This is a genomic window from Streptomyces guryensis, from assembly GCF_021261325.1.
In the GTDB taxonomy this organism is placed as follows: domain Bacteria; phylum Actinomycetota; class Actinomycetes; order Streptomycetales; family Streptomycetaceae; genus Streptomyces; species Streptomyces guryensis.
Genome location: NZ_JAJSBI010000024.1, coordinates 136,167 through 149,496 on the forward strand (window position 1 = coordinate 136,167; position 13,330 = coordinate 149,496).

The window sequence follows — 13,330 nt, forward strand, 5'->3', positions numbered from 1 at the left end:
GCGGTCGTACGGCGGCTACAGCGGCGCCGCGACGGCCCGGCGGATGCGCTGCACCATTCCGGTCAGGGTGGTTCCGGGCCCGAGTTCGACGAACGTGAGATCGCCGTCCGCGAGGAGGCGTTCCACGCTCTCCCGCCACAGCACGGGCCGGGTGATCTGGGCGACGAGTGCGTCGGCCACCCGGCCCGGCTCGTGCGGCAGGGCCGTCGCGTTGGCCACGACGGGGATGCGCGGGGCGGCGATTTCGATCCGGGCGAGTTCCTCGGCGAAGCCCTGCGCGGCCCGCCGCATGTACCGGGAGTGGAAGGGGCCGCTCACATTGAGCCGCACACACCTCACGTCGGCCGCCGCGGCCACGTCGACGAGCCGGTCGACGGCCTCCTCGGGCCCGGCGAGCGCCACCTGGCCCGGCGCGTTGTGCAGCGCGACGTCGAGCTCGGTCAGTTCGCTGCGTTCCAGAAGGTCTTGGACCTCGGGCAGGTCCAGGCCGAGGAGGGCCGCCATGGTGCCCGGGGTGCCGTCGGCCATGAGCTCGCCGCGCCGCCTTACCAGGCGCAGCCCCGTGGCGAAGTCGAAGACGCCGGCCGCGAAGAGGGCAGCGTACTCCCCGACGCTGTGGCCCATCAGCACGTCGGGTTCCGGATGATCCTGCCGGTGCTGCAGGTAGGCGAGAGCCTCGACCACATAGAGGGCGGGCTGAGCGAGCCGTGTGTTCCGCAGTTCTCCCCGCGGGTCCTCGATGCAGCATCGCTCGATCGAGTAGCCGAGCTCTTCGTCGGCCTGCGCAACCAACTCCGGGTAGCGGGCGAACAGTTCACGCCCCATCCCCTTGGCCTGGGAGCCCTGTCCGGGAAAGCCGATCACCTGCACGACGGCCTCCTACTGGTCGACGGTGGAGAGCATCGGCGCGTGGAAGCGGTCGCCGGCGAAGGCGCCCTCCGGGGCCAGCTCGTCCAGTTCGGCAAGGGTCTGCGGGTCGAGAACGACGTCGGCCGCGGCCCGGTTCTCGTCCAGTTGCCCGCGGTCCATCGCGCCGGGGATCGGCACGGCGCCCTGCGCGATGACCCACGCCAGGGCCAGCTGAGCGAGGGTCAGGTCGCGGGCTCGGGCGAACTCGACCAGGCGCTCGACCAGTTGGAGGTTGCGGGTCAGCGCGTCGGGCGCGAACCGTGGCAGCACGCTCCGGATGTCGTCGCGTCCGAACTCGGCCGCCGTCAGCTTCCCGGTCAACAGCCCCCGGCTGAGCGGACCCCAGGCGACGAACCCGATACCCAGCTCCCGGCACACCGGCAGCAGGGTGCGCTGCGGCTCCCGCGTGGACAGCGAGAACTCCGACTGGAGCGCCGCCATCGGATGGGTGGCGTGCGCCCGGCGCAGGCTGTCCTCGCCGGCCTCGGAGATGCCGAGCAGCCGCGCCTTGCCCGCCGCGGCCAGCTCGGCCATGGCGCCGATCGACTCCTCCACCGGCACCTCGGGATCCACCCGGTGCAGATAGAGGAGATCGACATGGTCGGTGCCGAGGCGCCGCAGGCTCTCGTCGACGGCCGCGCGAATACGATCGGGTGTGCCGTCGATCCGTACGCCCGTATCGGTGCGTTCAAGGCCGCACTTGGTGGCGAGCGTGACCCGTTCGCGGCCGATCCGGGCGAGCGCCTTGCCGACGATCTCCTCGCTGCGTCCGCCACCGTACATGTAGGCCGTGTCGATGAAGTCGACACCGTGCTCGACGGCCCGCTCGATGGTCGCGACGGACTCCTGCTCGTCGGACGGGCCGTAGAACTCGGCCATGCCCATGCAGCCGAGGCCGAGCGCGGAGACGTCCAACCGCTCGCTCAGGGCGACCCGGCGTACGTGGGCCGGCTGTGTGGTCGTCATGGTCTGTGCCTTCTCCCTTGCGTCGTGTGTGGCGAGGGTCAGCGCGCTCGGCTCGCGGCAGGCGCGGGCGCGACAAGAGTCAGCAGCCGGGAGCGCAGCGCCGCGACGCCCGACCGGTCGGAGGGGGTGGCCGCGGCGGCGACCACCCCGTCGGGCCGGACCAGGCACAGGGCCTGGCGCGGCGCACCGAGGGCCGACGCCCCGTGCGAAGGCACCGTGACGATCCGCAGCACGTCCGGGTCGACGTCGTCCGGCAGGCCGAGGCCGGTGAGCGCGGCGGCGCCGGCGTTGCCGACGGTGAGCAGCACGTGTCCGCCGCCCAGCAGCTCGTACAGGTGTTGTCCCCGGCCGGCCGGCGGTACGTCCGGGATGCGCGAGCCGGGCCGCAGCCGTCCCGCCGCGGGTCCCTGGGCGGGCAGCACCAGGTCCAGCTGGGCCATGCGGCGCGGCAGCACCCTCTCGATGACGCCGGTGCGTACGCCCAGCGTGATACCGATGTCCCGCAGCCACCGCCGCCAGCCCTTGAGCATCCACATCCGGGTCTGCTGGTCGGCCTCGGCGACGACCTTGCGGGCGACGAAGAGCCGCTCCTCCTGCCAGGCGTCCAGTTCGGCCTCGTTCAGCCCGCGCCGTACCACTCCGGCCAGCCGCCAGGCGAGGGAACCGGCATCCTGGACACCGGTGTTGAGGCCGAGGCCGCCGGCCGGGCTGTGGATGTGCGCGGCGTCGCCCGCCAGCAGCACCCGGCCGACCCGCATCCGGTCGGCGAGCTTGCGGTGGATCCGGAAGACCCCGCTGCCCGCCACCTTCACCGAGTCCGCTCGCAGCGGGGAGTTCTCCGCCACCGCGCCGGCCACGGCCGCCTCGGCGTCCTCGACCTCCACTCCGGGCGGCACGCTCGCGAAGAAGCGGTAGAGCCCGCCGGGCAGCCCGGCCACCACGATCACGCCGGTCCGCCCCATGACGTAGTACGACTCGTCATGGGCGTATTCGGTGTCGTACTCGCCGTCGACCAGGACGAAGGACTGCGGGTAGGTGGCCCCCTCGAAGGACACTCCGGCGCCCTCACGCACCGTGCTGTGCGCGCCGTCGCAGCCCACCAGCCAGCCGGCCCTGATCTCCGTGCCGTCGGTGAGCCGGGCGGTGACGCCGTCGTCGTCCTGGGTGAACGACTCCAGGCACCTGCCGAACTCGATGCGGCCACCGTGGCGTTGGACCACCTCGCGCAGCACCTCCTCGGTGCTGGCCTGCGGCAGGGAGACGGGCACGGGGAAGCGGGTGCCCGCCAGCGGGCGCATGCGCAGCCGCCCGATGTGGCGGTCGCCGGTGTAGTAGTTCGTCGCCGCCAGCTTCACGCTGCGGTCGTACAGCTCACGGCCGGCGCCGAGCGCCTCGAACACCTCGAACGCCCGCGGCCACAGCGTGATCGCCTTGGAGTGCGGGCTGGCCCGCTCGGCCCGGTCGATGACTCGCACCCGCACGCCCCTGCTCAGCAGCCCGCCGGCGAGGGTGAGCCCACTGGGGCCCGCCCCTACGATCAGTACGTCGGTTTCCTCGGTCACAGTTCACCTCGTAGGTCTCGTGATTTCACGTGGCTCACGCCCCCATCGCGAAGCCGCCGCTGACCGGGACGACGGCACCTGTCACGAAGCGGGCCTCGTCGCCGGCGAGGAAGCGCACCACCGAGGCCACGTCCTCGGGTGCGCCCATCCGTCCCAGGGGGCTGGCGCGCAGCACCCAGTCCAGGCGCGCCGGGTCGACGGCGGCGCTCATGTCGGTCTCGACCGGGCCGGGGGCCACGACGTTGGACGTGATGCCGCGGCTGCCCAGCTCCCAGGCCAGGGAGCGGGCGAAGCCGACGAGTCCGGCCTTGGAGGCCGCGTAGTTGGCCTGTCCGGCACCGCCCATGGCGGCCACGGCCGAGGACACGAACAGCAGGCGGCCCCAGCGCTGTTCGAGCATGCCGCCGACGGCGCGGCGGGCCATCCGGAAGGCGCCCATCAGGTTGGTGTCCACGACGTCGAGGAAGTCGTCGTCGTCCATCGCCAGCACCAGACCGTCGCGGGTCGTCCCGGCGTTGGCGACCATTACCTCGACGGTGCCCTGCTCGCGTTCGACCGTGTCGAAGGCCGCCTCGACGCTCTTGGTGTCGGTGACGTCGCAGGGCACGGCGAGGAATCCCTCGGGGGGCGTGCCGGAGCGGTACGTGATCGCCACCCGGTCTCCGACCGCGGCGAACGCCTGCGCGATGGCCAAACCGATCCCGCGGTTTCCGCCAGAAATCAGAACGGACCGGCTCATGGAGGGGGGAGTCCTTCCTGGGACATGGCCCGGTGCCTCAAGCCCGGGTGAAGGCGACCACGGCGTTCTGTCCGCCGAAGCCGAACGAATGGGTCATCGCCGCCTGGAGTGCCAGCTCGCGCGGCTTGCCGGACACCACGTCGACCGTGATCTCAGGGTCCTGCTCGACCAGGTTGGCCGTCGGTGGCACCAGGCCGTTCTCCAGCGAGAGGACCGTGTACACGGACTCCAGCGCGCCGGCCGCGCCGAGCGCGTGTCCCACGACGCCCTTGGTGGAGGTGACCGCCGGTGATCCGTAGAGCCGGTCGATCACCTGGCTCTCCGTCAGGTCGTTGAGCGGGGTCGACGAGCCGTGCGCGTTGACGTGTCCGATGTCGGCGCCGGACAGGCCCGCGTCCGCGAGCGCCATGCGGATGGCCCGCTCCGCGCCGATGCCCTCCGGGTCCGGCGCCGTCATGTGATAGCCGTCCGCCGAGGCCCCGTAACCGGCGACACCCGCGCGGATGCGCGCGCCCCGCGCCCGGGCATCCGCAGCACGCTCCAGGACCAGGACACCGGCACCCTCTGCGGGCACCATGCCGTCCCGTCCCACGTCGAACGGGCGGCACGCGGTGGCCGGATCGTCGACCCGCCGCGACATCGCACCCATCTGGACCAGGCCGCTGATCACCAGCCCCGTCAAGGGGGCCTCGGCTCCGCCGGCCAGGACCACGTCGCACAGGTCGGCCTGCAGCAGCTGACGGGCCGTGCCGATCGCGGCCGGGCCCGCTGCACAGGCCGTGTTGACGACCATGTTGGGCCCGTACGCATGCAGCGCGGCCGCAAGGTAGCCGGCCAGGAGGTTCATCGGGGCCGTCACGCCGAACAGCGGCGACACCCACTCGTGGCCCTCCTCGACGTACCGGAGGTGCTCTGCCTCGTAGCTGTGCGCGGCGCCGATCGAGGTGCCCATGACGATGCCGACGCGTGCGCCGTTCCAGTCCAGCGGGTCGAGTTCGGCGTCGCCCACCGCCTCCCGGGCCGCGGCAAGGCCCAGCTGCGTGGTGCGGTCGGTGCGCCGGGCCTCCTGGGCGCCCACGACCTCGGCGGGCACGAAACCGGGTACCCGGCAGGTGATGTTCACCGGCAGCTCGGGCAGATCGGGGTCCGGTGCCGCGGTGGAGAGGCCCGCGCAGACGCGGTCCCAGTTCTCCGCCACTCCGAGGCCGGCTGCCGAGACCGCGCCGAGGCCGGTCACCACGACGTCGGGGCGGCCGTTTGCGGTGCTGCTCACGAGGCCGCCGCTTCGAGCTCGCCGAGCTTCTCGCGGGTCAGCTCCGCCACGTCGGTGACGGTGAACTCCACCCCGATCTCACCGGCGATGAACTGGACGCCGTACTTCTTCTTGATCGTGAGGCTGAGCTCCACGCCGCCCAGGGAGTCGATCCCCAGGCTCTTGAGGGTGGCCTGCTCGGTGAGCTTTGCCTCGGGCACGTCGAAACGCGTCCGGAGCATCTCGAGGACGAACAGCTCGATCTCGTTGTTCTCTGCGGTCATTGCACGTCACCTCTCGGTCAGTTGCCTGGATTGCGTGGTGGTCACCGCCGTCACGTGGTCCCCGTCGCCGTCAGCCGCGCCACCTGGGCAACGGCCGCACGGGTGTCGTTGAACTCGACCGCCCGCCAGCCCGCGGCGACGGCCCCGGCGCAGTTCGCCGCCAAGTCGTCGACGAGCAGACAGGCCTCAGGCGGTACGCCCGCGACGGAGGCCGCGTGGTCGAAGATCTCGCGCATGGGTTTGCGCACTCCGACCTGGTACGACATGACCAGTGCGTCGAAGACGCCGTCCGGTGGCACCATGGCCCGCCAGTGCCGCTCCCAGGTCGGGACCATGTTGGACAGCAGGCCGACGAAGACGCCGTGCGTCCTGAGGTCCCGCAGACACGCCACCCACGCGGCATTGGCCGGGCGGCCGCCGAACCACGCCTCGCCCGGGTCGCCGAGATCCGCGCGGACGCCGAACTCCTCGGCGAGCACCGCCTCGACGCGGCGGGCCCACTCGTACTCGGTGATCAGTGGGGTGTCCAGCAGCTCCATCGAGTCGCTCACGCCGGCGTCCTCGGTGACCCGTGCGATGGCCTTCTGCAGGAGGGCCTGCTCGACGCCGACCCGCTCGCTGAACACCCGCATCGTGTCCCGGACCGGCGGCGTGCACACGCCACCGAAGTCCGTCCACACGGCGCGCACCGGCTGTCCGTCGCCCGTCCTCATGCGGCCACCGCCTGCCACGCCGCGGACCGGTCGGCGGCGTGCAGTTCCGCCCTGACACGCACCTCGGTGAGCACGGCGCCGTTCTGCCGGAACAGCACGCTCGCCGCAGCCGGTCCGCGGCGGCCGTCGTCCGGGGGCCACTCAGTGACCCTCGCCGTGATGTGGACGTCGGCGTCCACCTCGGCGAACCGGACGAAGTCCGCGTCCAGCGCGACGATCCGCACGTCGGCGCCGTCGGCCCGGCCGTCGAGCCGGACCGCAAGCGAGGTGGCCTGCGCGGCGGCCTCCAGCAGGGCCATCGCCGGATAGTGGTCCAGCGGATGGTCGAAGATCGTCGCATGCCGTCCGGAGACCCACAGCCGGGCGGCCACGCCCTCCGCGGTGCTGTGGCCGTCCACCAGGAGCACGTTGCGCAGGTCGCGCCGCCCCACCAGATGAGGAGTGACCTGCACCCCGGTCGGATCGGCGGTGAGCGCCGACGACAGCGGCACCTGCCCGCTGCGGCCGCCCTGGCGCAGCAGCCCGTACTCCTCACGGGTCAGATAGCGTCCCTCACCCTCCATGGCGCCGACGCGCTCGCCGCCGATCGACAGCTCCAGGCGGGTGCGGACGCTGCGCAGCTGCCCGCCGCGGAACGAGGGCCGGGACTGCACCTCCAGGGTCAGCTCGCCCGGCCTGTCGCCCACCGCGAGGATGTCGGTGTGCTCCAGTTCGATGGCGGTGGAGGCCGCCAGGAACACCCAGTCGCGTGCCACCCCGTACTGGGTGTGCGCCACATAGGTGCCCGCCTGCCGGCAGCACTCGGTCAGCAGCAGCGCGTCGTAGTGGGCCGTCGGGGCGCGCTGGTCCAGGAAATACGGGTGCGCCAAAGGCAGTTGGGCGCCGATGACGCAGGTGTCGCGGTCGATCGGCACCAGGTCGGTGAGAAACACTTCGTTCACCGCATGCCGATGGACCAGAAGGCGATCGACGGTTTGCTGGAAGGAGAGATCCTCCATCGGTCCGGCCCTTCGGTCGGCGCACTGTGCGCGGTCGGTGGGAACCGGGGAGAGACTGACCCAGGGGGCGTCATGGCACCGTCATCGCCCCGTCACGCCCGTCCCGGCAGAGGCACCGTCTAGGCTGGCCGACGGGTACCAATGAAGAGGGGGATCAGGTGGCCACGCAGGAACAGCGGCGCGAGTTGGCCCAGTTCATCCGCAGTCGGCGCGAGCGTCGCAAGCCCGAGGCCGCGGGGCTGCCTGTCGTCGGCCACCGGCGCACACCGGGGCTGCGGCGCGAGGAGGTCGCCACACTCGCCGGCCTCAGCATCACCTGGTACACGTGGCTGGAGCAGGCAAGGGAGATGCGGGTCTCCCGGCAGGTGCTCGGCAGCCTCGCGACGGCACTGGGCCTCGATCCGGTCGAACGCGACCACCTGTTCCGGCTGGCCGGCGAGGTGCCGCCCAGCGACGCACCGTCGCGCCCCGAACTCCCCAAGCAGTACGAGCTGTTGCTCACCCACCTGAACCCGAATCCGGCGTTCATCGTCAACCGGCGCTTCGACATCCTGGCCTGGAACCAGGGGTGCGAGCTGCTCTACGGCGACCTGAACGCACTGCCCCTCGAACGCCGCAACGTCCTGTGGCTCACCTTCACCTCCCCCGACGTCAGGGCGATGTCGCAGAACTGGGAGGAGGAGGCCTCACACACCCTCGCGCTGTTCCGGACCCAGGTGGGCGAGCGCATCCTCGATCCCGACGTCGTCGAACTCCTCGACGCTCTGGAGGAGTCCAGCCCGGACTTCGTCCGGCTGTGGCAGCTCAAGGAGCTGGCGCCGTTCGTCCCGAAGCCGCGCACGGTCAACCATCCGAGACTCGGTGTGATCGAGCTGGAGTACATCAAGATGCATGTCGCGGACGACGACAAGACCCTCGTGTCGTATCTCGTGAAGCCGGGTTCCGATCTGGAGCAGCGCCTGGGCGAGCTACTGCGGGAACGCGCGGACTGATCCGCCGCTGGCGTGGCTCTGGCGGGGATGCGCCACGCTTCTGGATCGCATTGCCACACTCGGGACCGTCCATGATCCCTTCCGGTCCGTGACGTGCGGCCGACCGCCGGGGCGGACCGCACGCACGATGGGTGTGCTGCGCAAATGGCCGGAATCCTCGATGGCACGACTGCCCCGAACATCTCCCCGTACCCGCATGGTCACAGGGCCCCGGCGCCGCCCGGAAGGGTGACCGTCACTCCGGACGACCCCCGGTACGACTACCTCGGCGACCGCGGCTGCAATCGCCGGCTCGTCTCCCGTCCCGAGGTGATCCACCAGGTGTTCACGGCGCAGCAGACGGAACAGGCCGTGGCCGAGTCCGTCGCTGCGGGCCGGCGCATAGCCGTGCGCAGTGGCGGACACTGTCTGGAGTCCCTGGTGGACCGCCCCGACGTAGCCTCCCTCATCGACGTCTCACGACTGAACTCCGTGTACTACGACCCGGAGCACGCTGCCTTCTCGATCGACTCCGGGGCGCAGCTCGGCGACATCTACAAGCAGCTGTACCTCGGCCACGGGGTGGTGATACCCGGGGGCACCTGCCCGACGGTCGGCATCGCGGGGTACACGCAGGGCGGCGGCTTCGGCGCGCTCTGTCGCGAGCAGGGGCTGATCGTCGACCACCTGTACGGCGTCGAGGTGGTCGTGGTGGACGGCACGGGCCGTACCCGTACGGTCCTCGCGACCCGGGAACCCGACGACCCGAACCGGGATCTGTGGTGGGGCCACACGGGCGCGGGCGGCGGCAACTTCGGCGTGGTGACCCGGTTCCTCTTCCGGTCGCCGGACGCCACGGGCAACGACCCACAGGCCGCGCTGCCTACGCCGCCGCGCAGCAGTCTGGTGGCGACCGTCCGGTGGTCCTGGGACGGCATGTCGGAGCAGGGCTTCACGCGCCTGGTCGACAACCACGGTGCCTGGCACGCCGAGCACAGCGGGGTCGGTTCTGCCTACGCGAGCCTGTACTCCTCACTCGTGCTGTCGTCGCGCGCCGCCGGGACGCTGTCGCTCGTGGCCGAGATGGACGGAAGCTCGCGGAACGCCGCGGCGATGATGGACTCATATCTGGACGCCGTCCACGCGGGAGTTCGTGCCCCGCGCACGGTCGACAAGAAGACCATGCCGTGGATCACGGCCGTCTACTCCGACCTGTTCGGCAGCGTCTCCCTCACCGACAACCGCTACAAGGGCAAGGGGGCTTATCTGCGCCGCCCCTACTCGGCGGAGCAAGTGGCCACCATGTACAAGCACTTGGCGGATCCCTCCTTCGCCGGGCGGGGAGCGGTGAACCTGCTGTCGTACGGCGGACGGATCAACGCGGTCGACCCCGCCGCCACCGCCGTGGCCCAGCGCGACTCGATCCTGAAGGTCTATACCGGCGCCGCCTGGGCCGACCCGTCGCGGGACGAGGAGAACATCGCCTGGGTGCGGAACATCTACCGGGAGATGCACGCCGCGACCGGAGGCGTGCCGGTGCCGGACGAGACCACGGACGGCTCGTACATCAACTACCCGGACATCGATCTGGCAGACCCTGCTTGGAACACCTCGGGCTTACCGTGGCAAGCCCTCTACTTCAAGGACAACTACGCACGGCTCCAACAGGTCAAAGCCGCGTACGATCCGGGCGACGTCTTCCGGCATCCACTGTCGGTCGGTCTGCCGGACTGAGACGCTCGGACAGCACAGCGCCCCACCGGACAAGTTCCGGTGGGGCGCTGCCGGGCCCAGGGGATACGGCCCGGTCCTCATGACGCCGCTGGTCAGGCGACGGTGAACCCGCCGTCGACCGGAAGGATCGTGCCGGTCACATAGCTCGCGCCGATCAGGTAGGCGATCGCGTCCGCCACCTCGCCGGGCTTCCCGACGCGCTTGATCGGCAGGTCCTGGGCCATCGCGGTGAACTGGCCCTCACGTGCCTCCTCGGGCACGAACGACCACCAGGGCGTGTCCACGGCACCCGGCGCCACGGCGTTGACGCGCACCGGCGACAGCTCGGCGGCCAGCGGCGAGATGACGCGCTCGATCGCGCCGTTGACCGCGGCGAACGTCACCGTGCCGGGGGCCGCGGCTCGTGCGGTGGCCGCGGACACCACCGTGATGGAGCCGGTGACCTGGGCCTGCTGGATGGCGTACAGGTAGGCGAAGAGCTTGCCCTCGAAAGCGCTCTTGATGTCGGCGAGGCCCAGAGAGGCCAGCGGGCCGAGGCCGAGCGCGCCCGGGCTGAAGGCGAGCACCAGATGGTCGAAGGAGCCGACCCGCTCGAAGAACTGGGCGACGGCCTGCTCGTCGGTGCCGTCCACCTGCTCGGCGCTGGCGACCCGGTCCTTCACCGCAGCCAGCTTCTCGGTGTCGCGTCCGGTGACGATCACCTCGGCGCCGGCCGCCGTCAGCTTCTCCGCCGCCGCCAGGCCGATGCCGGACGTACCACCCATGATCACAACACGCATCATTGCCTCCAGTCGTTCACTGCTTGCCCCACCGATCCTGAGGGGTCCGGCAGGAGCCATCCAGATGCGCGTTGTGCTGGTGGCATCGCTACCAGGCAGTCCGGAGCCGGGCACCGACGCTATTGCTTTAAATACCAGGATGGACTCCTTGCGCGGCATTCTTCGAGCCCCCTAGCATTTTTATCGAGTACTGATTCAGCCAAACGTTGGACCAGGGATTTGAGGGAGCAAAAAATGCCCGCTCACCATAGCCGTACCGCACCGTCGAACCGGATATCAACGGTCCGCGGTGAAATCAGTGCCGACGCCTTGGGCATGACGCTGGCGCATGAGCACCTCTTCGTCTGGAACCCGGAGTTCCATCGAAATCACCCCACCCTGTGGGAGCCCTCGGTCGGCGTCGAGCGTGCCGCTCAGGAGCTGGAGCGCGCCTATGAGCTGGGCATCCGCACCATCGTCGATCTGACGGTGCTCGGCCAGGGCCGCGATCCGCAGCTCATCGCACAGGTCGCGGAGAAAACTCGGGTGAATATCATCCTGGCGACCGGAATATACGCCCTCGAAGGCCTCCCCCAGATCGTTCGCTATCGCGGTCCCGGAGAAATACTCGACATGCCGGACCCGCTCGTCGACCTCATGGAGTCCGACATCCGCGACGGTATAGCGGGAACCCGGGCAAAGGCTGCCCTGCTGAAATTCGCCTGCGAGCACCAGGAGGCCGATCCCACCTTGCGCAGGGTGGTGGCTGCGATCGCCGAGGTGCACAGCCGCACCGGAGTGCCGGTCGTCGTCCACACCGACCCGGTCCGTCCCAACGCCCTGCTTGCGCTCGATCTGCTCGCCAAGCACGGGGTCGACCCCGGCGACGTGGTCCTCGCCCACGCCGGCGACATCACCGACGCCGGCTACCTGCGCGAGGTGGCCGGATCCGGCGCCTACATCGGGTGCGACCGGTTCGGCATGGTCATGGTCCCGGAGGGGCAGCGGATCTCCAACGTGACCGACCTGGTGGGACGGGGCCACCTCCGGCAGTTGCTGCTCTCGCACGACTGCGCGTCCTTCATCGACCATTTCCCGGAAGACGTACGCCAGGCGATGATGCCGGACTGGAGTTACGACCATCTCCCGCTGCGCGTGATCCCCGCGCTTCGCCGGGAGGGCCTCAACAACGGCCAGCTCACCACTCTCTTCGAGGAGAACCCCCGACGGCTGCTCACCGGCCGCACGGACACCGCTCAGGGGGCGACCCATGCGGGATGAACCGAGGCCGGACGAGCCGTGGTCGGTACTTGAGCCCTGGGAGGCGGTGGGCGCACGCCTGGTCGTCGACGAGCCCGCGGTCAAGTGCTGGATCGAGGAGGTTCTGCCCGGCGAGAGCCGCCCGCCGCACACCCACCGCCACCCCTGGATCACCGTGGTCCTCTCGGGCGCCGACGGCGAGTCGCGCACCCCTGACGGCACGCTCATCGCCGCGGGCACGGCGGTCGAGGGCACCGTGCGGTTCAACCAGCCGCAGCTCCCCTTCTCACACTGCATGACCAACACGTCGGACAGGCTCCTGAAGCTGGTCGCCATCGAACTGCGCACCGCGCCTGCCGCCGAGGAGGACGGCCGATGAGCATCCATGGCGCCGCCTCGAGCGCTCCCTCCTGGCTCACCGAAGTGCACCGTCCTTCAGGGCAGCCGCGGCACCGGGTCGTGGTCTTCCCGCACGCCGGTGCCGGGCCCCATGCGCTCACCGGACTCGTGGACCTGCTGCCCGCCGGCACCGAGGTGCTCGCCGTGTCGCTGCCAGGCCGGGAGCGGCGCCTCGCCGAGACGCCCCAGACCACCCTGACCAGGGTGCTGGCAGCCCTCGCGACGGACCTTGCGGCGCATGAGCCGCTCCCGACCACGGCGTTCGGCTGCAGCGTCGGCGCGCTGCTGGCGGTGCGCGCCGCTCACCGGCTGCCGGAGCTGTTCGACGGCGTCGTGGCCGCTTCCCAGGCTCCCGGCCCCGGACCGCGCTGGCCGCTGCACGTCACCAGCGAACAGGACCTGCTCACCGTCGTGGACCAGGCTGGGGACGTCCCCGAGACGATCCTCGCGGACGCGGACATCAGGGCGTCCATCCTGTTCAGGCTCCGTGCTGACATCCGGCTCGGGGCCGAGGCGGAACAGGACTTCGCCGACGTCCGGTTGTCCGTGCCGCTCACCGTGCTGGGCGGGCTGAGCGACCCGCTGGCCCCGGCGCACACCTTGTCAGGCTGGGTACAGCACAGCAGCGCCGACTGCCGGGTGGTACTGCTCACCGGCGGGCACTTCGCCTTTCTCGCGCCCGACCACCATCGCGTCGTGTCGGCGGTGCTCGGCGACCACGTCGCCGCTACGACCATGCGGGGCACCGGCGAGGCGGACGCCGCCTGAATCCGCCTCCTCCAGGA

At 70.8% G+C, this 13,330-nt stretch carries 14 protein-coding genes; 5 read left to right on the plus strand and 9 right to left on the minus strand.

Annotated elements, in window-relative coordinates; translation table 11 throughout:
- Positions 1-15: 15 nt before the first annotated feature.
- Genes fabD through LJ657_RS36050 form a run of 8 tightly spaced genes read right to left on the minus strand, consistent with a single transcriptional unit; the run spans position 16 to position 7,423 of the window.
- The gene (gene fabD / locus LJ657_RS36015) at positions 16-870 is read right to left on the minus strand and encodes an ACP S-malonyltransferase (protein ID WP_232653121.1); all 855 of its coding nucleotides are present in this window, start codon (positions 868-870) and stop codon (positions 16-18) included.
- A 9-nt stretch (positions 871-879) separates the two neighbouring features.
- On the minus strand, positions 880-1,875 hold the full coding sequence (locus LJ657_RS36020) for an aldo/keto reductase (RefSeq protein ID WP_232653122.1): 996 nt from the start codon (positions 1,873-1,875) through the stop codon (positions 880-882).
- 38 nt (positions 1,876-1,913) lie between these two features.
- Positions 1,914-3,437 carry an FAD-dependent monooxygenase gene (locus tag LJ657_RS36025; RefSeq protein ID WP_232653123.1) on the minus strand — a complete coding sequence of 508 codons (1,524 nt, stop codon included), beginning with the start codon at positions 3,435-3,437 and terminating at the stop codon, positions 1,914-1,916.
- A gap of 34 nt (positions 3,438-3,471) precedes the next feature.
- Positions 3,472-4,176, minus strand: coding sequence for an SDR family oxidoreductase (locus LJ657_RS36030; RefSeq protein ID WP_232653124.1), 705 nt, complete (start codon positions 4,174-4,176; stop codon positions 3,472-3,474).
- Positions 4,177-4,213: 37 nt separating this feature from the next.
- On the minus strand, positions 4,214-5,449 hold the full coding sequence (locus LJ657_RS36035; RefSeq protein ID WP_232653125.1) for a beta-ketoacyl-[acyl-carrier-protein] synthase family protein: 1,236 nt from the start codon (positions 5,447-5,449) through the stop codon (positions 4,214-4,216).
- Positions 5,446-5,712: an acyl carrier protein gene (locus tag LJ657_RS36040; RefSeq protein ID WP_232653126.1), complete on the minus strand. Its 267-nt coding sequence runs from the start codon at positions 5,710-5,712 to the stop codon at positions 5,446-5,448. Before LJ657_RS36040 ends, LJ657_RS36035 begins: the two co-directional genes overlap by 4 nt.
- A gap of 50 nt (positions 5,713-5,762) precedes the next feature.
- Positions 5,763-6,425 carry an HAD-IA family hydrolase gene (locus tag LJ657_RS36045; protein WP_232653127.1) on the minus strand — a complete coding sequence of 221 codons (663 nt, stop codon included), beginning with the start codon at positions 6,423-6,425 and terminating at the stop codon, positions 5,763-5,765.
- On the minus strand, positions 6,422-7,423 hold the full coding sequence (locus tag LJ657_RS36050) for an AfsA-related hotdog domain-containing protein (protein WP_269787301.1): 1,002 nt from the start codon (positions 7,421-7,423) through the stop codon (positions 6,422-6,424). Before LJ657_RS36050 ends, LJ657_RS36045 begins: the two co-directional genes overlap by 4 nt.
- Before the next feature lie 158 nt (positions 7,424-7,581).
- Between LJ657_RS36050 and LJ657_RS36055 the strand changes: the two genes are divergently transcribed.
- A complete protein-coding gene (locus LJ657_RS36055) occupies positions 7,582-8,415 on the plus strand; it encodes a helix-turn-helix transcriptional regulator (RefSeq protein ID WP_232653129.1) in 834 nt (277 codons plus the stop codon).
- Between the two features lie 228 nt (positions 8,416-8,643).
- Positions 8,644-10,128, plus strand: a complete 1,485-nt coding sequence (locus tag LJ657_RS36060) for an FAD-binding oxidoreductase (protein ID WP_232653130.1) — start codon at positions 8,644-8,646, stop codon at positions 10,126-10,128.
- A 92-nt stretch (positions 10,129-10,220) separates the two neighbouring features.
- Here LJ657_RS36060 and LJ657_RS36065 read toward each other — a convergent pair whose 3' ends face one another.
- Positions 10,221-10,907 carry an SDR family oxidoreductase gene (locus LJ657_RS36065; RefSeq protein WP_232653131.1) on the minus strand — a complete coding sequence of 229 codons (687 nt, stop codon included), beginning with the start codon at positions 10,905-10,907 and terminating at the stop codon, positions 10,221-10,223.
- Between the two features lie 234 nt (positions 10,908-11,141).
- On the opposite strand from LJ657_RS36065, the gene LJ657_RS36070 reads away from it, so the two are divergent.
- The 3 genes from LJ657_RS36070 to LJ657_RS36080 are packed head-to-tail and all read left to right on the plus strand — an operon-like array spanning position 11,142 to position 13,313.
- Positions 11,142-12,167 carry a phosphotriesterase family protein gene (locus tag LJ657_RS36070; RefSeq protein ID WP_269787303.1) on the plus strand — a complete coding sequence of 342 codons (1,026 nt, stop codon included), beginning with the start codon at positions 11,142-11,144 and terminating at the stop codon, positions 12,165-12,167.
- Positions 12,157-12,525, plus strand: a complete 369-nt coding sequence (locus LJ657_RS36075; protein ID WP_232653133.1) for a hypothetical protein — start codon at positions 12,157-12,159, stop codon at positions 12,523-12,525. Before LJ657_RS36070 ends, LJ657_RS36075 begins: the two co-directional genes overlap by 11 nt.
- Positions 12,522-13,313 (plus strand): thioesterase II family protein, encoded by a 792-nt coding sequence (locus tag LJ657_RS36080; protein WP_232653134.1) that lies wholly within the window; start codon positions 12,522-12,524, stop codon positions 13,311-13,313. The genes LJ657_RS36075 and LJ657_RS36080 overlap by 4 nt, the downstream gene beginning before the upstream one ends.
- Positions 13,314-13,330: the final 17 nt, after the last annotated feature.